The sequence below is a fragment of the Streptococcus parasanguinis genome (assembly GCF_001069785.1).
GTDB classification, from domain to species: Bacteria; Bacillota; Bacilli; order Lactobacillales; family Streptococcaceae; genus Streptococcus; species Streptococcus parasanguinis_T.
Map to the genome: position 1 here is coordinate 1 of NZ_JVSR01000006.1, position 25917 is coordinate 25917.

The window sequence follows — 25917 nt, forward strand, 5'->3', positions numbered from 1 at the left end:
GAAATCGAATTCTAACGAATTACCGATTTCTGTCCCACTCTCTTTTTGATTAGAAACCAAGCCAGCCTTTGAAGGTATCCCAAGCGTTTTTCGCTTTTCCTGGGATATCGGCTTCGTCGATTGCTTTTTTCGCATCATCGACCATATTCGACGCCTTTTCTTTGACATCCTCAAAGAAACCTTTGTCTTCTTTGCTGTCTGTTTCTGTCGTTTCTTCTCCGACTGGTGCAATGCCATTTTCAGCATAAGAGTTCTTCACCGAGTCAAACTGGGTACCGTCTGTATAAGGCAGAACACTGTTGGCAACATTGCGGAAGATCTCAGATGCCGTTCCAGCACTACTGTCCGTCAGGTAGTGATTTTCATCGGTCGTTGGGAAACCAAGCCACTGACTGATGACCACATCTGGCGTGTAGCCGATCACCCATTGGTCTCCAGAGAGGTCCTTGTTAAAGCTGGTCTCTGTCGTACCGGTTTTCCCTGCCATGGTATAGCCATAAGGCGCAGCGTTAACCCCTGTACCATTACTGAAGGTACCAAGCATCATATTGGTCATCTTATCTGTCGTTGAACCACTCAGCACTCGGGTTGATTTCTGGCTGTGGCTCTTGACCACTTGGCCACTGGCATTTTCGATCTTGGTAATAAGATGGGCATCATTCATGACCCCGCCGTTAGCAAAGGTGCCATAGGCCTGGGCCATCTGCATCGGATTGGTTGTCACACCAGCTCCCAAGGCAACGGCAAGCGACTTGTCCACCTTGTCCATGTTGAGCCCGAATTTTTTCCCGTATTCAAAGACCGTATCGAGACCCAAATCATTAGCGGTCGCTACGGCTGGAAGGTTAAGGGACTCTGCCAAGGCCTGGTACATCGGTACCGTTGGGCTAGACTGGATTCCCGCATAGTTATTGACCTCATAGCTTCCATATTGGGTGGTACTATTGTCCAACTCCTTATTGGTCGACCAACCTTCAGCAACAGCTGGGCTATAGACGACTAAAGGTTTGATGGTTGATCCTGGACTACGAGCAGCCTGGGTAGCGTAGTTGTAGGTACGGAAACCTGGATTTTGATCGCTTCCGACACGCCCTACGAGAGCCCGAACCCCTCCGGTCTTAGGATCAAGCGCCACACTACCAGATTCCGCGCGCGTGCCGTCTTCCGCTACTGGGAAGAGGGCCGTATTGTCATAGATCACCTGCATGCTTGCTTGGTAATTTTGATCCAGCTCTGTGTAGATCCGGTAACCATTTTTGACAATGTCTTCTTCGGTCAGGCCGTATTCATTGACCGCTTCATTGATGACCGCATCAAAATAGGATGGGTAGCGGTAGTCCTCTGACTTGCCTTCATAGGCATCGACCAGCTGGCCATGGATATCCACAGCCGCGGACTGATCAGCTGTTTTCTGGTCAATATAACCAGCCGCCACCATATTTTGGAGGACCGTATTGCGGCGATTGGTCGCATTCTCTACTGAATAGAGCGGGTTATAGATTTCCGGTCCCTTGAGCATACCTGCGAGAACCGCAGACTGATCCAGGCTTAATTGACTGGCTGAAACCCCAAAATACTTCTTGGAAGCATCCTCAATTCCCCAAACCCCATTTCCAAAATAGGCATTGTTGAGGTACATGGTGAGGATTTCTTTTTTACTGTATTTCTTATTGATTTCAAGCGCCAGGAAGAATTCTTTAGCCTTACGCTCCACCGTCTGGTCCTGAGACAGGTAAGCATTCTTGGCTAGCTGCTGGGTGATGGTCGACCCACCACCTGAGCGACCCAGGGTCAAAATCGCTAAGAAGAAGCGACCATAGTTGATCCCGCTATTCTTGTAAAAGCTCCGGTCCTCTGTTGCGACCACGGCATTTTGCAGATTCTCACTAATGGCATCGAGTTCGACATAGGTTCCTTTTTGCCCGGTCAAACTTCCCGCCTGGTCCCCATTCTTATCATAGATAATAGTGGTCGCCTTCAGTGCATTCTGCAAATCCTTGACGTTGGTCGTCTTTGCGAGGTAGAAGAGATAGCCCCCTGTCAAGAGGCTAAAGCCTAGCCCAATGATCAGGAGAATCTTGGTCAAATGGAATCTGCGCCAAAAACGACGGAAGGGATGTTGAGAGAGAGGCTTGCTTCTGTGCTTGCCTGAGCGACTATAGGTCGGCTCTACTGTCTCTTCCGGTAGTTCCGTGTCTGGCACTTCTTCTGCCACCGCTTTGGGCGGATGATCCTTTCTAAAAAAAGTGATCAGGTTTTCAAATAATTCTTTTATTCTATTCATACCTGTTATTGTAACACCTTATCCTTGTCCTAGCAAGAAAAGATAGCTCATCCCCTTCTCCCATTTAGTTTTCTTTAAGCTTAGATTTTGCTACAATAGGGTCATGAACTATCAATTTACCATTCCACAATCCTTTCCCCAGATGACTGTGAAAGAGTTGCTTGAGGACTACTTCCTCATTCCCCGTAAGATCCGGCATTTTTTACGAACCAAGAAACACGTCTTGGTCAATGGCGAGACCATCAACTGGCAGAGCCCCGTTCAAAAAGGAGACCAGATCCAGCTGATCTTTGACGCGGACGATTACCCTGAAAAAGAGCTCCCAGCCGGAGACCCGAGTCTGGTCGAAGAGCTCTATCAGGATGAGCATGTCATCATCGTCAATAAGCTTGAAGGTATGAAAACCCATGCCAATGAGCCGACAGAAATTGCTCTTCTCAACCATGTTTCCAGCTATGTTGGATCCACCTGCTACGTCGTGCACCGCCTAGATAAGGAAACCAGCGGAGCGATTTTATTTGCTAAAAACCCTTTTATCCTGCCCATTCTCAACCGCATTTTAGAAGATAAAAACATCCAACGCGAGTACTGGGCCTTGATCCAAGGTAGCTTAGCACAAAAAACCATCGTCTACAAGGATAAAATCGGACGCGATCGCCACGATCGGCGCAAGCGCCTGGTCGATCCACGAAAAGGTCAGTATGCAGAAACTCAGGTGACGCAACTGAAAAAAATCGGGCGAAACAGCCTGGTCAAATGCCAGCTCAAGACGGGGCGCACCCATCAGATCCGGGTGCATCTCTCCCATCATGGGCACCCGATTGTCGGAGACCCTCTCTATAACCCTGCACGCGGAGAGCGACTCATGCTCCATGCTCACCGCTTGACCTTTACCAATCCATTAACCCTTGAAACCATCCAAGTCGAGGCCCCTTCCAAGAGTTTCGAAGAAGGGTTGAAAAAATGAGAAAAGAACCGAAATAGTCTTCTTAGAGACTTTCCTTAAGTGAGTACGGACGTCAGCGAACTTCAAAGAAGTTCCATGACTTAGTTTTGAGCCCAACGTCTCAAAACTCCCGAGTGCTTGAAATTCTAATATTTCAAGCACTTTTCTCACTGCGTAAAGTCTCCAGTCATTATCGAATAATTCAAAAGATAAAAATCATTTAAAACAATTGACAGAATCTCTCATTTTATTTTAAAAACTTATCTGCATTCAAAAAAGAAGCCTGTGGCTTCTTTTTTTTTATTGATAGCGAGGGGTTGCAAATCCACGGATATTGCCATGTCCGATTCGGTAGGTATTGCGACGGACTTGGTTGTTGGAGTTTCCTTCAATGGTATGAATGATCCCATTTGAGACGCTCTCAACAATTCCGATGTGATCCGCAAAGCCATTGTTTTGTTGGCTATTTTGATCCCAGTTAAAGGTGATGATGTCCCCTGCTTTTGGTGTAGTGGTACCATCTTCATTCCAGATGCCCAAGCGTTTGAAGATCTGGATGTGACGTTCGACTCCACATTCACGGCCAATCAAACCGCTCAAACCTTCCCGCTGGAAGACTGTTGTGACAAAGATATCACACCAGTCATCGGTCGTCTTCACTGCATAACCAACCGGAAGTGGTTTGACACTGTTATAATCATTGACCAATTGATGGTGAGCTGCAGTTCCGCCACGAACGCCCACTAGACTAGCTGCTGCCCGTAAGACACGGTCCCGTTGTCCATTCGTTACACGAGGACTAAAAGCTGTTTGATCTACTGTCGCACGGGGATGAAGGGCTGTTTGACCAAGGTTAAAGCCTTCAACGCCACCATCGACATAATCCACATAGACGTGAGTGGTATAGTTACCTGATTGGTACTGGTGATTTGCTGCAGAGACCTGCACTTCTGTATGCATTCCAGAAGGTGCTGTTGAATACCAGTAAAGATTTTCTTGGTGCGCTTGAGACCAGGCTGCAACACGGATGTTCTTAATCCGACGTCCCTGAGGCGCTTGATCCACTGTTACCGTATAGGTTCCAGCACCAGAATTGACATTCTTGATAGAAGCTTGCGTCTTGGTCTTGGCATTTCGGAACTCCACTTCTGTAGTTGTGGTACCAACACCTACACGAGATCCATCATTTTGGATGTAGTAAAGATGAACATGGTACTTACCAGTAGAGTTCTTGTGGTCGCTTGCTTTGACAGATACCTTGTAATCTCCGTTCGCTTGACGAGTCGCCTCATACCAGCGGATGTCGTCTTGGCCGTCCTTGTCAGACCAGGTTGGTACTTGCACAGTCTGCACACCTTTAGGGCTGTAGACATCTTTGATGATGACGTCAAAGGTTCCTGTATCCTTGTTGTTGTTTTGGATCAAGATTGTACCAGAGCGGCGGGCTTGACGCACTTCTGTCGTGGTTTCTGTTATGTAGCTTCGTTGGTTATTTTGATCTACATAATAAACATGGACATTGTATTTCCCATCTTCATTTTTATGGTCTGAAGCTTTGATGGTCGCACGATAGCTGCCATCACTTTGACGGACTGCTTTGTGCCATACTAGATCATCAGGCCCGTTCGAATCCGACCAGGTTGGGATCAGAACTTCTTTCAAACCATTTGGTGCAACAACATTACGAATAACCGCGTCAAAGGTACCTGTTACGGTATTGTTGTTCTCAATTGTAACAGTACCACTTGGTTTGACTTCATGTACTTCTGTCTTAGTCTCTGTAATGTAGTTACGTTGATTATTTTGATCTACATAGTAAATATGAACATTAAATTCACCTGTGTCATTTTTATGATCAGATGCTTTGATGGTCGCACGATAGCTGCCATCATCTTGACGTTCTGCTTTATGCCAAACTAAATCGTCCTGACCGTTTTTGTTAGACCAGGTAGGAACTAGAACCTCTTTCAAACCATATGGGGCAACTACATTGCGAATAACTGCATCAAAGGTACCTGTCTCTGAATTTTTGTTCTCAATTGTAACAGTACCACTTGGTTTGACCTGGTGAACCTCAACTACTTTTTCAGTCAGATAAAAACGATTATTTGAATCATCTACAATGTAGGCGTCAGCACGGTAATTCCCAGTAGAATTCTTATGATCATTCGCTTTTATAGTCACACGATAAGAACCATCTGCTTGACGTGTTGCCTTATGCCATACAAGGTCATCCTGGCCATTTTCAAGACTCCATGATGGAACTAAAACTTCTTTTAGACCAGTTGGTGCAACAATATTGCTAACAACCGCATCAAAGGTACCTGCTACTGGGTTGTTGTTTTCAATCGTCAGAACTCCACTTGGTCGAACATAATCAACCGAAACCACTCGTTCGGCGATATAGTGGGGGTTACCAGAGTTGTCAACAATATAAGCATCTGCACGGTAGTTTCCTTTATTCCACTTATGCTCACTCGCTTTTATAGTTACTCGATAGCTACCATCCGTTTGCTTCGTCGCCTTATGCCAGATAAGATCGTCTTGGCCATTTTCTAGACTCCATGATGGCACCAAAACCTCTTTCACACCCCCTGGAGATGTGATATTACTAACAACTGCATCAAAGGTACCTGTAGTTTGATCACTATTTTCAATTGAGAGAGTACCACTTGGTTTCTGTACATGTTCTGTCGGTAAACTATTATTTTCTGTTTCTACCACTCGTGCGCGTGCGCCGTATGGAGCGCGACTAGCTACCACAGCAGTTGTTGGTTGCTCTGATGGAACCTTCTCGCTAGTAACCTCGTCAGAAGATGGAGTCGGTGTAACAGGTGTTGCCACTGTTGCAACGGTATTTTCTATCTGAACTGCTTGATCAGTTCCTACCACATTAGCTGTAGTATTCTGCGTTTCTGATGAAGTCGTTGTTTTTGCAACGACAGCTGATGTATTTTCTGGTGTTTGATCGGACGCACCTTGCTCATCGGCTTTGGCTTGTTGTGTTGAAAAGGCCAACAAAACAGCTGTCCCTGCGTAAAAAATAAGATCTTTCTTTTTCATGTATCTTCCCTTACAAATTTTTATACGGATTGTACCCACATAGTAGTATTATAGCATAAACTGCCGGATCAAGAAACAATATCATGAGAAGATTTTATCCCTCCTTTAAAGAAAACAGAAGGCCAAGTCGGCCTTCTGTTTAGCTTATGCAAAAATTGAGAAGAAAGGTGCTCCGAGCTTGTTATCCATCGGGTCTTTACTCTTAATGGAATGAAGATAATTGATAGAGTACCAGCCGTTGTTGCCACTATTATATGGATCGCGTACATAGGTTCTTCCATTGTCATAACCATGCAAGACCAATTCATGAGTATAAGGATCGCTAGTAAATTGGCTATTGCCTACCGCAGCAAGTACATGCTTGCCAGCCATGAGGGCTTCTGCAATGCCTCCAGCTCCATTAATCAATTGGCTCTTCAAGCCCCAATTACGAGTGGCAGCTACAATCCCATCAGAATCTGTTCCTGCTTCACCTTTGTTGAATGAATCAGTATTGTTGTAGAGATAATCAGCTACTGTTGTTGGCAAAATAGTTCTGCCAAGGATATCTGTGAAGGTCATGGCAAGAGAGGTTGGCACACAACCTGACTGATCGACATTGCTCACACCGTAATATTTCCCAGCCCAACGAGGATCCCGTTGAGAATAATAGGTTGTTTGTGGGTTCACCTTTTGATTTCGTGGAGACAAGGCTGTTTGACCAAGGTTAAAGCCTTCAACACCACCATCTTTGTAGTCCACATAGACGTGTGTAGTATAGTTACCCACTTCATTACCGTGATTATTGGCAGAGACTGTGATCTCTGTGTGCATACCTGTCGGCGTTGCGGAATACCAGTAAAGATTTTCTTGATGAGCTTTGGACCAGGCAGCAACACGGATGTTCTTAATCTGACGACCTTGAGGAGCTTGATCCACAGCTACTGTATAAGTCCCGTTCGTTGCATTGACATTCTTGATAGCAGCTTGCGTCTTGGTCGTCGCATTTCGGAACTCCACGTCTGTAGTCGTGGTACCAATACCAATCCGAGAACCATCATTTTGAATGTAGTAAAGGTGAACATGGTACTTACCAGTAGAGTTCTTGTGATCGCTCGCTTTGACGGATACCTTGTAGTCCCCGTTCGCTTGGCGAGCCGCTTCATACCAGCGGAGATCATCCTGTCCTTCCTTATCAGACCAAGTTGGGACTTGAACAGCTCGTACCCCTTTAGGGCTGTATACATCCTTGATGATGACATCAAAGGTACCTGTGTCTTTGTTGTTATTGACAACCGAAATGATTCCAGTTGGTTTATCATGTTTAACATTTACAATCGTTTCAGTAACATAATGACGGTTGTTATCATTATCAACGACATAAAGGTCTGCACGATAATTCCCTAGTGAGTTTTTATGATCACTCGCTTTAATGGTCACTCGATAACTTCCATCAGATTGACGATTCGCCTTGTGCCATACAAGATCATCCTGTCCGTTTTCAAGGCTCCATGATGGAACTAAGATTTCCTTTACACCATTGGGGGCCACCACGTTACGAATAACCGCATCAAAACTACCAGTTGAAACATTATTGTTTTCGATCGTTAATGAAGCAGTTGGGCGTGATTGACGAACTTCAACTACTTTTTCGGTCAGATAAAAACGATTATTTGAATCATCTACCATGTAGGCGTCAGCCCGATAATTCCCAGTTGAATTCTTATGATCACTCGCTTTAATAGTCACACGATAAGAACCATCCGCTTGACGCGTTGCCTTGTGCCAAATGAGGTCATCTTGTCCATTTTCTAGACTCCATGATGGAACTAAAACTTCTTTTAGTCCATTTGGGGCAACAATGTTGCTAACAACAGCATCAAAGGTCCCTGCTGCAGTATTGTTGTTTTCAATCGTAAGGACTCCACTTGGTCGAGTATAATCAACCGAAACTACTTTTTCAGCAATATAATGACGATTGTTAGAGTTGTCGACGATGTAAGCATCGGCACGATAGTTTCCTTTATTTCCCTTATGCTCACTTGCCTTAATCGTTACACGATAGCTACCATCCGTTTGCTTAGTCGCCTTATGCCAAATAAGATCATCTTGTCCATTTTCTAGACTCCATGATGGGACTAAAACTTCCTTCACACCTAGTGGTGCTGTGATATTAGTGATCACAGCGTCGAAAGTTCCTGACTTAGCATTATTGTTTTCAATCGTTAACGTACCACTTGGTTTTAAATCAACTGGTCGTTTTCCAAAATAAACATTCGTCGTTGTTCCACCCACACCCGTCATTTGTCCATTATTCTGAACATAGTAAAGGTGAACATTGTATAGACCGGTTGAGTTTTTATGGTCCGCTGCTTTCACATTGACGGTATAGGTCCCATTTGCTTGACGGTTGGCTGTATACCAAACAAGGTCATCTTGGCCACCTGTTTCTGACCAGATTGGTACAGAAACACTTCGAACTCCATTTGGCGCCTTGACATTTGAGATGACAACGTCAAAGCGTCCCGTCATAGTATCGTTATTGACAATGTCAATCTTCCCACTTAAGCTGCCTTCTGTTGGATCCGTTGCAGGTTTTGCGTTCGCGGTGAAGCGACCGGTATAGTCCACACTGTGGTCAAAGAGGTGTTTTCCTGGAAGCAATTCCGCTTGAGAAGTGAACTGCCACGCGCCAGCTTTCCCATTGTAACGCAAGCTTTTCGCATCGTTTACAGATAGTTTTGGGGAAGGGTATTGGGCAACCCAGAAATTCTGAAGCCCAAATTGAGCGGTGTTGACAGGACCTTTCTTACGAAGGTTGTTTTCATCCAACCAGCTAGCACTGGTGTAGAACATCAAGTTGCTGTAACCATTTTTACGCATTTCGTCCGCCCAGGCTTGGATGTTGCGGTTAATGTTTGGCTGCATCTTGGCATCCTCAAAGTCATTGACCATGAGGGTGTTCTTTGGAAGATTCAAGCGTTGCGCCTCTGCAATGTAGAATCGTGCTTCTGCACGCGCTGCTTCCTCAGAAGTATAGCGTGAGAAGTGGTAGGTCGATACTTGCAGACCCGCAGCCTGTGCATTACGAATTTGGTTCTCCGCATTCGGGTTCTTGTACCAAGTGTCTTCTGTCAATTTGACAACGACACCGCCTACGCCTTTATTAGCTAGGGTACGGTAGTCGCCAATACTAATGTCTCCGTTGTGGCTACTCACATCAACGAATGATTTTGGCTGAACCGCTACATCTGTTGAGCGACCAGCAGGAGCGTGAGCGCCTGTGTTAAAGAAGGTCGTGCTTCCTGTATTAGACGGAAGAGGAGTTTCTTCTTTCTCAGTAGTCGATGCTTCTGTAGCTTTCTCCACAGATGGAGCCCCACTTTCTGAAGCCGCGGCCTTGTTCACAGGTGCTACAGGCTGTTCGGTCACATTTGCTGGTGCTGCATAGTTGCTTGCAACAGGTGCTACCGACTTTTCAGCAACGGCTACTTCTGGCACTTTTTCAGCTTGGACTTGGTTGCCTTCAGTAGTAGTGGCCTCGTTTGAAACCAGCTCATCTGCACTGACTCCCTGAGCAGATACAGCCATCAAGACTGCCGCTCCGGCATAAAAAATAAGATCTTTCTTTTTCATATAAACTTCCCTTTATACAAATTTTATACGTTAATCATTTTACCACACGGTTTCAGCGATGAAAAGTTTTATAAGGCAAATTTTTAAAATTAGTGATATTTTTTTGAAAAACTAAAAAAAGAAGTCTGTCTGACTTCTTTTGATCTTATGATAAATGCTTCAAGGCTGTCTTTAAATAGTGACCATCTCGGATTTCTTGGCCAACACGCTTGGCATTGTCTACCAAATCTTGGTAATCGGCATCTGAAAGATTGTCGATTGTCTCCTTCAAATCATGAAGCGACTCTACTGCAATCCCGCAGCCCTTCTCAAGCACAAAATGAGACAAGGCTGACTGTTTCCACACCACCAGCGGGAAGCCTGATGCTAGATAAAGCGACGCCTTGTGAGAGTTGTTGTAGCGAAGGTACTCGCCAAAGACACCACTACAGGTTTCCGCACTATCCCCATCCCAGACAAGTCCAAAACCACCCTCAAGGGCTGCAGGAAGCTCATCCGGTAGGAAGGAGCCAAAGTAAGTTTCATTCTCTAAAGCTCTACTCTCATCAAAACCAACACCATAGAGATTATAGGCAGGTTCTGCAGGAAGAGCATAGAGATAACCAGCTTTTTCCTGGGCCAAATTACCCGCCACAATCATCGGCTGGTCTTTTGTTTGGCCACTTTTCTCTTGGAAATTTGGAATCAAATAGTCGAAAATGCCAAGGCTGATAATCTTATCTTCCGCAATTCCTTTATCCACCAAGACAGATTTCATAACTGGATTGTGGGCGATGATCCCATCAGCTGCCTTGAGAAAACTTGCTTCTTGAAGGTACATCCGAATTCTGTGTTTTAAAGGTAGTGAAGTCATATTGGCATGGCGAAGCACTTCTAGGTCATGAATCAAGAGATAGACTTTAATCCCTCTTTTTTGTGCTTTTTTAACCAAATGGGTTGAGAAAAAACTATGGTGAAGCATCGGAAACTGGATCAGCAACTCATCTCCTTGCTTTAGTTGATCCAAGGCTTGACCAAAAGCCTTCGCCTTATGGCGTTGAGCCGCAAGGGTACTCATCTGATACCAATTGTCGACAGAAAGGACCAAGGGATGATAGCCTTCTTCTTTCACAATACTTTCTACGTCATTGCGTGCTTTATTTCCTGCGTTCTTTGCGTTGACATCATGCAGGAATTCTTCTTTTAAGTAGTATTTCATAGATTATGGTTTCTTTCAATCAAACTCATTTGCTACGACTTCTAGAGCACGCTCAATGACCACGTGCATGTCGTAGTATTTATAGTCTGCCAAACGTCCACAGAAGATAACCTTGTCGTTTTTCTCAGCTTCTTCTTGGTACTTAGCAAACATGGCGTTGTTCTTTTCATCATTGATTGGGTAGTAGGGTTCATCCCCACGTTTCCAGTCAGCGGGGTATTCACGGGTGATAACTGTCTTGGGTTGTGTACCATACTCAAAGTGCTTATGCTCGATGATCCGAGTGTAAGGAATCTCACGCTCGGTATAGTTAACCACGGCATTCCCTTGATGGTTTTCCTCATCTAAGATTTCGTGTTCAAAACGAAGACTACGGTACTCCAACTCACCGTGTTTGTAGTCAAAGTACTGGTCAATCATTCCTGTAAAGACAACTTTATCAGCTGAGCTTTCTAGCTCTTCACGATTGGCAAAGAAGTCAACTCCAAGTTCTACTTCTACATCACCCAGCATGTTTTCAATGATGACATTGTAACCACCGATTGGAATCCCTTGGTAACGGTCATTAAAGTAGTTGTTATCAAAGGTTAAACGAACTGGAAGACGTTTGATGATAAAGGGTGGAAGGTCTGTCGCAGAGCGTCCCCATTGTTTTTCAGTATAGCCCTTAATCAACTTTTCGTAGATATCTGGACCAATCAACTTGATAGCTTGTTCTTCCAAGTTCTTCGGTTCAACATCCTTCATGTCAGCTGTTTGCTCGGCAATCTTGTCCTTGACTTCTTGAGGAGTCTTGGTTCCCCACATAGCGTAGAAGGTATTCATGTTAAAGGGAAGATTGTACAGACTACCCTTGTAGTTAGCTACTGGTGAGTTGATATAGTTGTTGAATTCAGCGAATTGGTTGACATAGTCCCAAACTTTTTTGTTGGACGTATGGAAAATGTGGGCACCGTACTTATGGACGTTGATGCCTTCAACCTCCTCGCAGTAGATATTTCCACCGATGTGATCTCGCTTGTCAATCACTTTTACTTTTTTACCACGTTTTGTAGCTTCATGTGCGAAAATGGCTCCGGACAAACCAGCACCAACAATCAGATAATCGTACATAGTAGACTCCATTATTTCTTAAATATTTGTTTTAATTCTTTCACATCTACCACTCTCAGAGATAGGATAGCGATCAGATAAATGATCCCACCAAGCACCGCATACACGAGTACATTCAGGGTAGGGGTGAAATGTAGGAATGGTTTTACAAGTAGCAAAAGGCCATACATCACAGCAGATGCAAACATAATTTTTGTCATAGACCCGATAATTGGAACTTCCCTGAGGTAATGACGGGTATAGTACAATTGAATCAGCCATACCAAGGATTCTGTTAAGACAGATACAATGGCTGCACCGATAAAACCAAAATGAGGTAAGAAGAGCACATTCAACCCGACACTGACGATAGCAGGAATCGTGGTCGACAGCATAAATTCTTTGTTCTTATCATGTGGGATGAGAATTTGAATCCCCATGATATTGGTCCATCCGATAAAGAACATGCGGAAGATCATGATAGCGATGGCATAGCGAGCATCTTGGAAATCCTTCCCTAAGAAGAATCGAACAAAGTCATCGTTGACGATCAGCATACCCGCAATGATTGGGAAGATGACCAAATTATAGATCAAAAAGGACATTTGGTGCATTTTATTGACAGCCTTGTGGTCTCCTGAAGCCAAGAGACTCGCCACGCGCGGAAGCATGACACTTCCTAAAGACGTCACAAGGGTCAGCAAAATATTAACCAATTTCAAAGCCTGGTCATAAATCCCTACATCCTTTGTAGAGGCGAGAGCCCCCAGCATGGTCCGATCCAAGGTGACATAAAGGGAAATGGCAATCTGCGGTAAAAAGAGCAGAATGACCGGTTTTAAGTGCACCCGTGCATAAGCCAAATCAAAATGGGCTTTCCCAATGAACTCCCGAGCAGGTAGCCACATACTGAGCTGACCTAAGAGCTCAAAGATGGTGAGTAAGAATACATAGAGATATAGATCATTGGCAGATTTGACAAACAAGAAGATGGAGATGACTCCAACCAGTTTGACCGTGATATTTCGAACGGTAATCTTACGAAAATCTTCCAATCCCTGAAAGAGCCAGGAGATGTCGAGTCCCTTTGAAACCAAACTGAGTCCTAAGATATAGGCCACAGGGTTTTGCATGGAAGGAAGCGCCAAGCACAGCAAGACATAGAGTAGGATGGACACAAAGGTCGCTCCTAACTGGAGGGTATAAATCCCCCAGAAATTCTTTTGAATGTCTTTGCGGTGTCCTGAGATCTCCTTGGTTCCGTAGTTAGCCACTCCCAAGGTCGCCAAAAGGATAAAATAGGTGACGATGGAGTTGAAATAACCATAGGTCCCCAAGTCATTCGAGCTAAAGACCCGTGTCACATAAGGGGTGGTGATAATCGGCAAGATAATCACCAGCAACTGGTATGAGAGATTATAGGCGTAATTTTTAAGAACTTTCATTTTTTACTCCTATTTTTACGCTCAACCCCTATTGTAGCTGACGCAAATAAAATATAGAAAAAAATGTTATATGACGGTCTAATCCAAAATGCTTCAATCATACAATTCCATGTGATCAAAGAAAGTAAAGTTAGAATAAGATAATTTCCCTGTCGATAGATAACCCAAGATCTAACAAAATATAGAATTACAAGAAGAACCACTGCTACACTGCCATAATAAAACAGCATTTGAATATATGAGGAATCAACATAGTTATAACTTAAAACTGATTCAGTTTTACCACCATAACCAATAAAATTTGCTTCTGGATTACCAAATAAACGTACAGCATACGTCTTTAAAGCATCATTGCCTAATTTCAAACGCATACTTACCAAATTATTCATAGCAACATAGAATGAACTAGACCACGTGAAATTCTTTGTTAAGTAATACATAATTCCAGATGACGCTAAAATTGAAGCTGGGAATATACTAAAAATCATACGATGTTTATTTTTAGCAAAGTAGAAAAAAGCAAATATCACAACCGAAATAACGATTGACATTGCATTTAAACGAGCATCACAAAATTTAATAATAAAAGCAGCAAGACCTAACCCTAATACCGAACGGGTAAACAAGAAACGATTTCTGTTTAAATAAGACAGAGCAACATATAAATAAAAACAATGCGACGCGAAATCCGTTGGATAAATAAAACCAAAGGAATTTCTTGTAACCATACCTGTATTTCTCATTTGTACAAATTGTAAGTTAGGAATGATATGAATTAAAGATAAAAATACTGTTCCTAATAAAAAAGGAATAACTACCGCACAATAAACCTTTAATATAAAATCCATATCCATATCATACAAACAAACTATCAGAACCATATAGGCAAGGAAACTATAATTCTTCATTTGTAAAGCTACTAAAAAGCCAACAATTAGAAGTACAGGTGCAAAAATCAGGTAGTTGATAGAGAATTTCTTAATGTATCTAAAACGGATTAGCAAACATAGAGAAACTAGTACAGACATAGAACTTGGGATAGTTGGTATCAATCTACCTAACATAGTTGTACCTAACATATCTACAGCTATAATAAATGATAATACAAAACCAACTAACAATTTTTCTGCTTCAATACGAAACATTTTAACTCCTTTTAATCAATGCTTGAACCATTTTAAGAAACAGAACAGTAGAGTACCTTTTTTGTTTTAGTAAATAATTTATGAACGGTTTCAAATCATTTTCTTCTGTATGAATAAATGATTTAATGTCTTTATTTTCACAAATATCTTTTACATATTCCACCTTTGAACTGAATTGAGTATTTTGTTTGGATATATTATAAATATTACTCATTAAGATTCGTGCTTTAATTGTTTGATCAAGATCAAAACTATCCAAATGCCAGTCAGAAAGTAGACTATCAACCATTTTCAATTCTTGAAGCTGATATTGAATACGCTTGGGGTTATAGCTCGACATAGCGGAACCTTTCCTACCAATGACATAAACATAGTAGGAATCTTGAGAAAGAAAAGTCCTGTTTACATTACGATAAACATTAAGATTGAAGCGAACATCTTCACCTAACTCATACTGGTCAAAAGAAAGGTTATTTTCAAGAAGAAATTCTCTGCGATATATCTTATTCCAAACTGTGTAAAGCATATCCGATAAGAATAGTTCTTTAAATATCTTGATAAAACCATCCTTATCGTAATTTCCTTTAAATGGAAGTGACTTTTCAGTACGGCTCTTCTCAATTAAATCTTCCTCAAAAGAATTGTAATAACTAAAAACAACCAAATCTAAATCTGACACTAGCTTATCAGCAAAATCAGCAAAGAGATTACCAACAAGATAATCATCACTATCAACGAAGTAGATAAACTCTCCCCTGGCTTTGGACAAGCCAAAATTTCGTGCCGAACCAACACCATGGTTTTCAATATGATAGACCGAGATATTTGAGTACTCGCTAGCGTAAGTATCGCAAATAATGCCACTACTATCAGTAGATCCATTGTCTATCACTATAATTTCCAAGTCATCATAATTTTGAGAAATAATACTCTTCAAACAACGGTCAATGTATTTCTCAACGTTATAAACAGGAATAATAACAGAGTATTTCAAACTAGACTCCTACTTTTTCAATAAATGTTGTACTCTGAATGCACCTTGCAATAAACCCAACTTATACAAAATATATTTTGTTCGATGATTCAATTTAGACAACTCCGTAAACGTGAGTTTATTTTTCTTTAACTCGTTCTTTACGTCTTTCGTTAATTCAGGATACGACTTATACAAATTTGATTTATATAGACTAGCTAAACTATGCGTCATACCATCGACAAAAAACATCTTAGCAATTGCTAATTCACTAGAATCAAGTTTCGAACGAACATCATCCGAATAATATATCTCTTTAAAGAAGCTAATCATATTTTCTAATTTTTGCTCATTCCAAGATTTGGTAATTGCATCAGGATTATCAATTAGATAGTGATAGTATTTTTGATTTGTCGCATAGACCTTTTCAGCTAAAAGAAATAGCTTATAGTTAGTCCCAAGATCTTCATAATACTTACCAATTGGAAACTGAATATTATCCCTCGTGAATAATGATTTTTTATAGATCTTATCATTGGCAAAACCAGTTATAAAGCCGTAAGAAAACATTTCTAGAAGAGCTTCTTTTCCAGTTAATCGTTTAGACTGTTTGGAATCGGATTTTATAATATCATCTTCACTCCTTACAAATTCACGATTGAAGGAAATAATATCATACTGATCTGATTCAATAACCTCAGCTAAATCACTAAAGGTATTCGGTTCAATCCAATCATCTGAATCTGGGAAATAAAGATAATCTCCCTCAGCATTAGAAATACCTGTGTTACGAGCCTCAGAGAGCCCACCATTCTCCTTATGAATAACTGAGATAAAGTCATACGCTTTAGCATAGTCATCACAAATTTTAGGAGAATCATCGGAACTTCCATCATCTACAAGTAAGATGTCATAGTGCTTCCACTCTTGAACAAGTATACTATCAATACAACGTTTTAAATATTTTTCGACATTATAAACTGGAATGACGACAGTTAAAAGTGGTTTCATAGATTATTTACCCAATTAATTATGTTAAGTCTTCTCCACCCTTGTTTAACCAAGTTACAGCATTAAAATAGCGGTGATAAGTTTTTAAATCGATTCCAACATGTCCTTGCTTTTCAGCTGATTTAAAGTGGACCAATGAAGGTAGGTCACTATAATTCTTTGAAGAGAAAATCACCTTACTCTTATATGGAAGCTCTTCAAACTCTTTCATCAGCTCATAAGTACAAGCATCATTGTCATTGAACTTGAAATACAAATTATCCCAATGCATTCTCTTCAAACGGCGGTTCCATTTTTGAGTTGCTTCTTCTTCATCTGCATAATGCAAAAAATGAAGTTCAATATCATCAAGAATTGCAAGAGGATAGGCGTTATCAAAGTCTTTGATATATTTCGATTCCTTAACAAATTTCAAGGGGATGTTCCCACTCAAATAGTGTTTGATATTCTTAAGCATTTTGATGTAATCAGGTGAAAAGACAAACATCCCCACAAATGGTGTTTGATAAGGCAGGCCCAACTCCTGATAAACTTTCCCAGCCCAACAATTATCACAAATGATAGTGAAATTTTTATTCTTAAGTCTTCGTCTAGGAATAAAATTTATAATTGGATAAACGATAGGTTTTATTCTATCTTTTAATGATTTTCTTTCCATAATCTCCTAATTACCTGTGTTTTATAATTCAAAAGTACTCTTTTCAGGTAGAAACTCATCAAATGTAGCAATGAATTCTTTCATTACTTTATCTTCATCCTGAATATTAAAGCTATCATTAATACACATAATTTTATATTTCTTCGAAACTAAAAGCTTCCAGAAATCTGAATTTGCATCATCCAAAGAAAATAGTCCACCAATTTTTGAATCACCAATAGCATATTGTCCACTAGCAATTTGCCAATATTTAAAAAGCCAAATATTTGTATCCGCTGGATTCCTAAAACGACTAGCTGATGTTTTTTCTAGGATTTCCTTCTCTTTCTCCCATAAAAGATCAAATGTTGATTTTAAAAGAGGATATGGAAGATGACTTTCCCAGAAGCCACAAATAAATTTACTATTTTTATAGAGTAAAGATTTTATGATTTGCTTTAAGCCCTGTTTTGGAGAAAAGAACTTCCCATTTTTCAAGACTTCTTCTTTGCTGAAATAACTTGTTATTATCTCCATATTATTAATTTGAAAGTTTCCTGTTCCAAATCGTTCAGGAATAATAGGAGATAAAGCAGTATTATACTTAGGTAGCCCTTCCTCAGAGAAAAAATCACTTGGTGAAACTGGTGCCGTTAAATACATATCGTCGTTAAAACAAACAAAATGTTCTGACAAATTTGGTATTTTATGAATATTACATTCAATGGCATTAGATGAAAACACAGGTAGATAGTCATTATTAATGATTTCTTTATGATCAATAACTTCTAGTTTACTATTATCTACATCTAACCAATCAGGTGTCTGATTATCAGTTACTAAATAAACTTTATTTACCCAAGGTGCAAACTTCTCAACACCTCTAAACCAATACTTAAACGTCCCCCATTCACGGTACGCTTTATCGGAGTTCATATTATTTTCTGATGTTGTAAAAGTAGAGTCATATTTACTCTTTTTAGCTCTCCAATCAGGATCGCTCCCATCAACCCAGGTTACAACAAAATCTATCGGAAAAATCATATCACTTCCTCTTTATTTTCTATTCATAAAATAATAAATCACTGCATTAATATTTCTTATACAACTCCGAAAAATTCCGAATATAACTTTGTAATGAAAAGAGTTCTTTTTGGCGTTGGACAGAGGCCTGACCAAATTGTTCTCTTTTCTCAGTGTTCTCTGCTAATTCTTGGATAGCCTTAGACAATTCTGCAGGCTGATTTGGAGTAGCGAGAAGGCCATTTTCACCTTCCTTGACCATCTCACAGACACCACCATGACGGTAGCCGACTACAGGTTTGCCACAAGCCATTGATTCGAGGACTACAGTTGGTAGAGGATCTGGATTGGTACTTGGCAAGACAAAGATATCAAACATATTATAGAGTTCTGTCGTCTTGCTATAATAATCGATACGCTTGATTTGTTCATCTACTGGTGAGTCTGATATAGCCTTTTCCAACTCATCCACGCGCCATTCTTCACCTTCAAAAGCACTCCCTGCTAGAAAGGCTACTGCCTTTGGATTTGCCTGCAAGATTGGGGTCACGGCTTCTAGGAAGTCGCCTTGCCCTTTCCAGGCATTCACACGACCAACCATACCGATAACCAAAGCATCCTGCGAAATTCCAAACTGATCACGGACCGCACTAGCATCCATCACCTGATAAACAGCATTGTCAACACCATTATAGATGACTTGAACTTGGTCATCTTTTACAAAGCGAGACTGCTTCACGTGGTCGGCTACAGCATTTGAAACTGTCACAATCGTATCCGCATAGCGCCCCATCAAAAAGTTGATAAAATCTGAAATGGCTTTTGGCTTGACGATAATCTCATGCACATGCCAAATCAATGGAAGTTTCAACTTCCGTTTGAGATAAATTCCCTCCAGCACCGCAGTTGTATTGTTGTGAACGAGAGTAATCCCATTCTCTTTAGCATATTTAGCAATTTGTTTGGAGTAACGGTTATAGGAGCCAAAGTACTCAAGAATCCCTTTTGGATTAAAATATTTCCGGCGCAAAATTGGGTAATCAATAACTTTAACCTTTGCACCGACCTCTTCTAAAGCACCCACTAATACACCGTCGTTGGGTAAAATAACATGTGCTTCAAAAGCATCTTTATCCAAACCCTTAATAAGCTCCAGCAAAACCTTGTCAGCACCATACATTTCGGCACCAGCATGGAGATATAATATTTTCTGCATTTCTAACCTTTAAATACTTTCTCGTAGTCTGTGACAATCTTTTCCCAAGTAAAGGCTTCAGCAATCCGTTGACTTGATTTCTGATTGAGATCTTCGATTGCTTGAGCGTCTAATTGTTCAGCTTGATCGATGACATGTGCCAATTGATCTTTCTTCCAATAAAGTGCCCCATCTTCACCGACTTCACGGTTAAAACCAACATCCAACAAGAGATTGAGCTTAGTAGACTCAAGAGCCTCAAGAAGGGATGGATTGGTACCACCTACTTCATGACCATGGAAGTAAGCAAAGGCATGTTCACGGATGTATTTAAGCAATTCTTGATCGTAGACCGTCCCGACAAACTTCACTCGAGGATCTTGATCAAATCCTGTATCCTTACGTAACTGTTCATAGAACTTGTTTTGTTCTACATTGGTAATCAGAACAAAATCTTTTTGGGAGTTTGACTGCATAAAGCCACGAATCATGGCCTCATAGTTGTTTTCGGGTACAAAGCGACCTACGACAAGGTAGTAATTCCCTTCGGAGACTTGCTTATCCGCAAACCAAGCCCGTACTTTCTCGTCCTCTTTGTTCAAGATAGACTTACTTGTATCGGTTCCATAGGCGATATAGGTGGTCTTAGGTTGATACTTAGCATAGTCCTTCTGGATATAGGCTTCGATGTTCTTGCTATCACAGATTAAAAGATCCGCATGTTTAACCATAAGTTGCTCAGAAAATTTCCAATACTTACGGACTGGAAGGCTCCACTTCGCACGAAGCCACTCATGACCATCTGGATTGACCATCAGAGTTCCTCCGATAGCCTTGACTTTCTTTTTAATCCCTGAAATAAAGGGACCAATCCGGCAAGCCAAGACATAGAAAATCGGTGCCTGATCCTTGTTTTCTTTTGCGATTTCAATCGCCTTATTGAGAGCTGCGATATCATAAGCAATGGCACGCGCAGGACCGATATTAGGGACATCAATGTTATAACAAATAGCACCGTTATGCTCGAAAGTATCTGCAGTAATTTCTGATTTTTCTGAATTCTCCCGCATACAAGCCACATAATACTGGATATTTTTGTCTTGTTGGAATTCTGTCAACTTCTCAACAAAGGTTTCAAAACCACCATATTTTGCTGGAATACCTTTGGAACCAACGATATAAATTGATTGTGTCATTTTTCTCCTAACATGGAAAGGACGAAGTAGGCAGTTTCCTACTTCGCTCCTTCTTTTCTAAGTACAACCTTCACGGTCTTGAGCAGGATCTGAATATCTCTCCAGATCGTCCAACCATCCATGTACGCAACGTCGAGTTTGACCACTTCGTCAAAATCTGTAATCTCACTGCGTCCGCTCACTTGCCAAAGGCCTGTAATCCCTGGCTTGAAACTGAGTCGGCATTTTTGGGCTGGCGTATAGTCTTGGTATTCGTCTACCGTTGGAGGACGAGTCCCGACCAAACTCATATCACCGATCAGAACATTGTAAAATTGTGGCAATTCATCAAGACTGGTCTTACGGATAAAGCGTCCGATTGGTGTTACCCGTGGATCATTTTCCATCTTAAACATCCCACCTGTCATGGTGTTTTGCGCCATCAGATCTTTTTTAATCTCTTCGGCATCCACGCGCATGGAGCGGAATTTATAGAAGTTAAAATACCGTCCGTTCTTTCCGACCCGCTTCTGTACAAAGAAGGCAGGTCCGCCATCTTTGCGGATTAGAGGGACCAAAACGATACTCACTAGTCCACAAATCAAGAGACCAAAGAGGGCTCCCGCAATGTCCAAAAGACGTTTAGCAAAGACGTGACTCGGCTTGTAGAAATTGGTTGAGAAAGTGACGACACTTAATCCCCCGACTTCTCGAACCCGTTTATTGCCTAAGGAAGCGAAGTTAAAGGCATTGAGATTAACCGATACATCGATCCCCATACTCTCAAACTCCGAGACGAAGTCACTAATATTGTAGTCCTCACTTGGCAGATTAATAAACACTTCATCTACCACTTCCTTGGTCACAAAGTTCATCATTTGATCCGGCTGCACCACCCTTACGCCTGAGTGAGTAAAATCCGTATCGTCCATGACGGTGACACCGATCAGTTCCCCATGATAAAGGCTAGGCGAATGCAGAATATCAAATACCTTTTCCATCCGACTGGTCGCTGTGATCAAGAAAATCTTTCGCGAACTCTTCCGCCGCGGCGAAACAGACTTCCGGTATCTCTTGAGCAAGAGATCCATGATATAGACGGAAAACGTATTGAAAAGAAAGAAGTAAATCATCCCCCGACGAGAGATGGAAAAGACCCCATCGAGCATAAAAGAGGTAAAGGTGATCCCAACAGCGAAAAATACATTGTATTTCAAGACCTGAAAGAGCTCATCCAGGTAACCCCTGCTATAAAAGCGATAAGCAATATTGCTAATGTAAAAGGATACAAAATGCAAGAGATAGAGAATAGCAATTGTCTGCGACGTGTATTCTGCATCCTTAAAAAGACTCACAATGTAAGCTGAAAATAGGACAGCTAAACTTTGAAAGAGAACAATATTTAGTTTTTCCAGTTCAATTCTTTCTTCTCCCATTTTCCCTCAATCCTATTCTTTACTTTTTCCCATACTCTCCGTAAGATCCATATCCACCATATGAACCATACTCAGCAGCTTTAATGTTAAATTTATTGAGCACAACTCCCAAGAAAGGGGTGCCTGTTTGTTCTAATTGGTCCTTAGCTTTTTGGACAGCCTTGCGTCCATTGGCGCCAGATTCCGTGATCAAGACAGTTCCATCACAGCGTTGGGCGATAATTGCCGCATCAATCACGACCCCGATTGGAGGCGTGTCGACAATGATGTAGTCAAAATGCTCACGCAGGGCATCCATCATCACAGTGAAGTTCTTGCTTTGCAAGAGACCCGTTGGGTTTGGTGCTACCTGACCAGACTCAATAATATCCAAGTTTGGAAAATCAGTCGCATACAAGATTTGGTCCAATTGGCTACGACCAGCTAAGAAATCCGTCAACCCTTGGATCTTGGTACGACTACGGAAAATCCCTGTCATGACAGAGTTCCGGATATCACAGTCGACCAAGAGGGTCTTGTAACCCGCACGCGCAAAGGCAACGGCCAAGTTGGTTGAAGTGGTTGATTTCCCTTCATTTTCTTGAACAGATGAGATAGCGATGACTTTTAAGTCCACCCCACTCAATTGGATATTCGTCGCAAGGGCATTGAAGTATTCTTCTGCCTTCCGAATTTCTTGTAATTTATTTTTTGAAATTTCTAACGTATTCATGCGATCCCCAGTCTACAGTTTCTTAATATCTGGCACAATACCAAGTAAGGTTAAGCCCATCAACTCTTCGATATCTTCTGGTCTCTTGACACGATCGTCCAAGACTTCTACTACGACCATGAGCACCACCATGAGGCCTGCTCCAGCAATAAAGCCAAGAAGGACATTGCGTCGGATATTTGGTGAAGAAGGTGATTGAGGCACTTCTGCTTCATCCAAGGTCGTAACGTCTGACACCTTGGTTACAGAGATGATCTTTTCAGCTGCTACATTCCGAAGGCCATTGGCAATACGAGCTGCCTCTTTTGGATTTCCGTCCTTAGCCGTGATCGAAAGGATACGAGTATCTGTAGGAACGGATACACTGATCTTTTTCGACAACTCAGCAGGTGTCATATCGAGTTTCAATTCTTCGATGGCTTGACTCAAGACATTTTGAGAAAGAATGATTTCACGGTAGTCCTTAACCAAGTAAGAACCCGCCTGCAAATCAGAGTTTGTCAAGGCATTGTTGTCTTGGTTTTGACGACTGACCACATAGATCCGGCTAGTACTTTGGTATTCTTTCTTGGCTAAAAAGGCACTGTAGCCAAATGCTGCAATGGCAAAGACAAGAGCGACCAAAACGATCGAAAACTTGCGTTTCCATAGGGTCTTCAGCATAGCGAAAACATCAATTTCCACTGCTTGATTTTCTTGATTGTTCATTTCCTAATTACTCCTTCATGTGGATCTCTCCACCTGTTTTCTGGTTAGATTAATTCATCCGCTAACAAGAGTTCTTGATTGCTGACAAAGAGAGCTTGTGCTCGTTGTTCTCCGTATTCTTCCTTGATCAAGCGATAGGCTTCTGCCATATAAGGCGGTCGTTTATCCACATTGTGCATATCACTGGCAACAAAGTGCACTAAGTCTTTTTCTAAGAAGTACCGAGCTCGTTTTTTGAGTTGTTTTTGTTCATCCCAAAAGAGGCGAGGCTTGAGAACACTGGAACTATTGATCTGCATGTAGCAGCCCATGTCAATCATCTCTTGCACGCGCTCCTCATTTTTCTCCAAGCACTTGTAGCGCTCAATATGGGCCACCACCGGTGTCACACCTAGATGGAGCAAACGGTCCAAGGCCGTATGAATCTCCTTGTAAGGTGTTCCCATGCTGAATTCAATCAGCGCAAAGCGCGTTTCAGCTAAACGTGGAATGATCTTTTCTTCCAGTTTTTTCAAGACATCATTGGTAAAGTAGATCTCTGCCCCGTAATGAATCGTCAAATCTGGCGCGACCTCTGCCGCAATTTTTTTCACTTCTTGAAAATTTTCAGAAATCTTTTCTTCGGGAGTTTCAAACATCCCCTTGCGACGATGAGAAGTGGAGATAATAGTCCGCACCCCTTGGCGATAGCTTTCTTCCAATAAGGCACGCGTATCTTCTCTTGTCTTTGGTCCATCATCCACATCAAAGACGATGTGCGAGTGGATATCAATCATTTTTCTTTTCCTTCCATTACTTTTTGAATGGTTTCCTTAGCCTTGGTCAAGCTCGCTTGATCCAACTCCATGACATAGAGGTTGGATCCAGGCATAGCATAAGACGGCAAGTCATTTCGTCCTTGACCGGTAATCGCTTGAGAAGTCACCTCATAAGAACCACCTGTTTCTAACTGGGTATTGATCAAGTTCATCATAGTCGGCAACTGCATATTGGTTTGGACAGAATCTTGGAGGTTTCCGATAATCTCATTGTAGTTGCTTAAGACCTTGGTAGAGGTCAACTTTTTGATAATGGCCGCAATGACTTTTTCTTGGTTTTTCCCACGGTCATTGTCGCCACCTTGGAGAGAGTAGCGTTCTCGGACAAAACCGAGGGCTTGCTCTGAATTCAAATGAACCTTTCCAACTGGGAAATGGAACTTGCCATGAAGGCTCGTGAATTCTTGGTCATTTTCCACATCGATTCCCCCTAGAAGGTCAATCAACTTGAGGAAGGAGGTGAAATTGAGACGAACATAATAGTTGAGCTTGATATCATAGAGATTCTCAAGAGTATGGATCGAAGCATCCACTCCGTAGATCCCTGCATGGGTCAACTTATCGTTCTGGTTGTTACCACCATCTGCAATCGGTACATAGGCATCCCGTGGTGTCGTTGTCAATAGGACTTGCTTGGTCTTCCGATTGACCGTCATGATGATATTGACATCTGAACGAGAAACCGAGGTTACTGGGCCATAGGTATCGATCCCGCTGACATAGATGTTAAAGACATCCGCATTGGCAGACACCTTGCTCGTCGCTGCCACTTCTTTTCGGATCTTGTAGGAATAGATTTTCTTCAACTTCTTCGCATAGTCCGCATCTTCTGCAGCGATAGTATCCTCAAAGGTACTGTTGAGCACCATAGCAGAGGCATTCCCTTCTTGCAGGCTCTTATAGGCATCTAGATAAGTCGGTGCATCCACTACAGAAATTTCCTGACCCTTGGTCTTTTTGATGTTGTCCAAGAGGGCAGTGAGATTGGCTTCGTTATTGTTGCCCTTTGGTGCCACCACTTCCTTGATTTCTTTGATATCTTTGATGTCACTGTCTTTCTTGACATAGACAGCCATCTCAAACTCTGTATAGTTAGAGTGGCCATTGACATTACTGGTCAGATTCAGCAGCTGTTGACTAGCAAACAAAACTCCTGAACTAGTCAATAAGCCGACAAGAAGCAGGACCAAAGTTGTCTTTTTAGCCTGATTTTTGATCACAAACCAAGCTGACAAGAGCAAGAGAAGTGCTAGTAGTGCAATCACGAGAACATTGACATAGCGAAAAGCCAAGATGTTATTGGCCAACATGGTATAGGTCGCCCAACTTGCAGTCATAAGCAAAAAAATAAGCAATACGGAATTAATGATTCGCAATTGCCCCCACTTATGTTCTGAACGACGACTCCGTCTCCTTTGTGACATAAATACCTCCAATTAGT

At 41.8% G+C, this 25917-nt stretch carries 19 protein-coding genes; 1 reads left to right on the top strand and 18 read right to left on the bottom strand.

Translation table 11 applies throughout. The annotated features are described in order from the left end of the window. Nucleotides 1-49: 49 nt before the first annotated feature. Nucleotides 50-2284, bottom strand: coding sequence for a penicillin-binding protein PBP2A (pbp2a, locus tag ADG03_RS00620; protein ID WP_023919836.1), 2235 nt, complete (start codon nucleotides 2282-2284; stop codon nucleotides 50-52). A gap of 103 nt (nucleotides 2285-2387) precedes the next feature. On the opposite strand from pbp2a, the gene ADG03_RS00625 reads away from it, so the two are divergent. Next, complete coding sequence (locus tag ADG03_RS00625; protein WP_049472713.1) at nucleotides 2388-3251, top strand: RluA family pseudouridine synthase; 864 nt, start codon at nucleotides 2388-2390, stop codon at nucleotides 3249-3251. 279 nt (nucleotides 3252-3530) lie between these two features. Here ADG03_RS00625 and ADG03_RS00630 read toward each other — a convergent pair whose 3' ends face one another. From ADG03_RS00630 to cpsA, 17 genes are all read right to left on the bottom strand, one after another. Beyond that, a complete protein-coding gene (locus ADG03_RS00630; RefSeq protein WP_049472714.1) occupies nucleotides 3531-6293 on the bottom strand; it encodes a GBS Bsp-like repeat-containing protein in 2763 nt (920 codons plus the stop codon). A 144-nt stretch (nucleotides 6294-6437) separates the two neighbouring features. Next, the gene (locus ADG03_RS00635) at nucleotides 6438-9908 is read right to left on the bottom strand and encodes a GBS Bsp-like repeat-containing protein (RefSeq protein ID WP_049472715.1); all 3471 of its coding nucleotides are present in this window, start codon (nucleotides 9906-9908) and stop codon (nucleotides 6438-6440) included. 145 nt (nucleotides 9909-10053) lie between these two features. Further along, nucleotides 10054-11106, bottom strand: coding sequence for a glycosyltransferase (locus tag ADG03_RS00640; RefSeq protein WP_049472716.1), 1053 nt, complete (start codon nucleotides 11104-11106; stop codon nucleotides 10054-10056). Nucleotides 11107-11121: 15 nt separating this feature from the next. After that, a complete protein-coding gene (gene glf, locus ADG03_RS00645; protein WP_049472717.1) occupies nucleotides 11122-12219 on the bottom strand; it encodes a UDP-galactopyranose mutase in 1098 nt (365 codons plus the stop codon). Between the two features lie 11 nt (nucleotides 12220-12230). After that, nucleotides 12231-13643, bottom strand: a complete 1413-nt coding sequence (locus ADG03_RS00650; protein ID WP_031574410.1) for a flippase — start codon at nucleotides 13641-13643, stop codon at nucleotides 12231-12233. After that, nucleotides 13640-14788, bottom strand: a complete 1149-nt coding sequence (locus ADG03_RS00655) for a hypothetical protein (RefSeq protein WP_049472718.1) — start codon at nucleotides 14786-14788, stop codon at nucleotides 13640-13642. Before ADG03_RS00655 ends, ADG03_RS00650 begins: the two co-directional genes overlap by 4 nt. Before the next feature lies 1 nt (nucleotide 14789). Continuing rightward, on the bottom strand, nucleotides 14790-15782 hold the full coding sequence (locus tag ADG03_RS00660) for a glycosyltransferase family 2 protein (RefSeq protein ID WP_049472719.1): 993 nt from the start codon (nucleotides 15780-15782) through the stop codon (nucleotides 14790-14792). 9 nt (nucleotides 15783-15791) lie between these two features. Next, nucleotides 15792-16772, bottom strand: a complete 981-nt coding sequence (locus ADG03_RS00665) for a glycosyltransferase (protein WP_049472720.1) — start codon at nucleotides 16770-16772, stop codon at nucleotides 15792-15794. 19 nt (nucleotides 16773-16791) lie between these two features. Further along, nucleotides 16792-17430, bottom strand: a complete 639-nt coding sequence (locus tag ADG03_RS00670; protein WP_049472721.1) for a DUF1919 domain-containing protein — start codon at nucleotides 17428-17430, stop codon at nucleotides 16792-16794. 21 nt (nucleotides 17431-17451) lie between these two features. Next, nucleotides 17452-18453, bottom strand: coding sequence for a Stealth CR1 domain-containing protein (locus tag ADG03_RS00675; protein WP_049472722.1), 1002 nt, complete (start codon nucleotides 18451-18453; stop codon nucleotides 17452-17454). A 46-nt stretch (nucleotides 18454-18499) separates the two neighbouring features. Beyond that, nucleotides 18500-19648, bottom strand: coding sequence for a glycosyltransferase family 4 protein (locus ADG03_RS00680; protein ID WP_049472723.1), 1149 nt, complete (start codon nucleotides 19646-19648; stop codon nucleotides 18500-18502). 2 nt (nucleotides 19649-19650) lie between these two features. Continuing rightward, nucleotides 19651-20823, bottom strand: coding sequence for a beta 1-4 rhamnosyltransferase Cps2T (cps2T, locus tag ADG03_RS00685; RefSeq protein ID WP_049472724.1), 1173 nt, complete (start codon nucleotides 20821-20823; stop codon nucleotides 19651-19653). A gap of 38 nt (nucleotides 20824-20861) precedes the next feature. Further along, complete coding sequence (locus tag ADG03_RS00690; protein ID WP_049472725.1) at nucleotides 20862-22238, bottom strand: sugar transferase; 1377 nt, start codon at nucleotides 22236-22238, stop codon at nucleotides 20862-20864. Nucleotides 22239-22257: 19 nt separating this feature from the next. Beyond that, nucleotides 22258-22950 (bottom strand): tyrosine-protein kinase, encoded by a 693-nt coding sequence (locus ADG03_RS00695; RefSeq protein WP_049472726.1) that lies wholly within the window; start codon nucleotides 22948-22950, stop codon nucleotides 22258-22260. Between the two features lie 12 nt (nucleotides 22951-22962). After that, nucleotides 22963-23658: a Wzz/FepE/Etk N-terminal domain-containing protein gene (locus ADG03_RS00700; RefSeq protein ID WP_049472727.1), complete on the bottom strand. Its 696-nt coding sequence runs from the start codon at nucleotides 23656-23658 to the stop codon at nucleotides 22963-22965. 44 nt (nucleotides 23659-23702) lie between these two features. Beyond that, entirely contained in the window at nucleotides 23703-24434 is a 732-nt protein-coding gene (gene cps4B / locus ADG03_RS00705) for a capsular polysaccharide biosynthesis protein Cps4B (RefSeq protein WP_049472728.1), read from the bottom strand. After that, a complete protein-coding gene (gene cpsA / locus ADG03_RS00710; RefSeq protein ID WP_049472729.1) occupies nucleotides 24431-25900 on the bottom strand; it encodes an LCP family glycopolymer transferase CpsA in 1470 nt (489 codons plus the stop codon). Before cpsA ends, cps4B begins: the two co-directional genes overlap by 4 nt. Nucleotides 25901-25917: the final 17 nt, after the last annotated feature.

Bases quoted from the DNA above. Each gene is read 5' to 3' on its own strand.
- ADG03_RS00630 (WP_049472714.1), bottom strand. From the start codon at position 6,293: ATGAAAAAGAAAGATCTTATTTTTTACGCAGGGACAGCTGTTTTGTTG.
- glf (WP_049472717.1), bottom strand. From the start codon at position 12,219: ATGTACGATTATCTGATTGTTGGTGCTGGTTTGTCCGGAGCCATTTTC.
- cpsA (WP_049472729.1), bottom strand. From the start codon at position 25,900: ATGTCACAAAGGAGACGGAGTCGTCGTTCAGAACATAAGTGGGGGCAA.
- cps2T (WP_049472724.1), bottom strand. From the start codon at position 20,823: ATGACACAATCAATTTATATCGTTGGTTCCAAAGGTATTCCAGCAAAA.
- ADG03_RS00695 (WP_049472726.1), bottom strand. From the start codon at position 22,950: ATGAATACGTTAGAAATTTCAAAAAATAAATTACAAGAAATTCGGAAG.
- ADG03_RS00625 (WP_049472713.1), top strand. From the start codon at position 2,388: ATGAACTATCAATTTACCATTCCACAATCCTTTCCCCAGATGACTGTG.
- ADG03_RS00635 (WP_049472715.1), bottom strand. From the start codon at position 9,908: ATGAAAAAGAAAGATCTTATTTTTTATGCCGGAGCGGCAGTCTTGATG.
- ADG03_RS00655 (WP_049472718.1), bottom strand. From the start codon at position 14,788: ATGTTTCGTATTGAAGCAGAAAAATTGTTAGTTGGTTTTGTATTATCA.
- ADG03_RS00665 (WP_049472720.1), bottom strand. From the start codon at position 16,772: ATGAAACCACTTTTAACTGTCGTCATTCCAGTTTATAATGTCGAAAAA.
- ADG03_RS00650 (WP_031574410.1), bottom strand. From the start codon at position 13,643: ATGAAAGTTCTTAAAAATTACGCCTATAATCTCTCATACCAGTTGCTG.
- ADG03_RS00690 (WP_049472725.1), bottom strand. From the start codon at position 22,238: ATGGGAGAAGAAAGAATTGAACTGGAAAAACTAAATATTGTTCTCTTT.
- ADG03_RS00680 (WP_049472723.1), bottom strand. From the start codon at position 19,648: ATGCAGAAAATATTATATCTCCATGCTGGTGCCGAAATGTATGGTGCT.
- ADG03_RS00640 (WP_049472716.1), bottom strand. From the start codon at position 11,106: ATGAAATACTACTTAAAAGAAGAATTCCTGCATGATGTCAACGCAAAG.
- ADG03_RS00700 (WP_049472727.1), bottom strand. From the start codon at position 23,658: ATGAACAATCAAGAAAATCAAGCAGTGGAAATTGATGTTTTCGCTATG.
- cps4B (WP_049472728.1), bottom strand. From the start codon at position 24,434: ATGATTGATATCCACTCGCACATCGTCTTTGATGTGGATGATGGACCA.
- ADG03_RS00670 (WP_049472721.1), bottom strand. From the start codon at position 17,430: ATGGAAAGAAAATCATTAAAAGATAGAATAAAACCTATCGTTTATCCA.
- pbp2a (WP_023919836.1), bottom strand. From the start codon at position 2,284: ATGAATAGAATAAAAGAATTATTTGAAAACCTGATCACTTTTTTTAGA.
- ADG03_RS00675 (WP_049472722.1), bottom strand. From the start codon at position 18,453: ATGATTTTTCCGATAGATTTTGTTGTAACCTGGGTTGATGGGAGCGAT.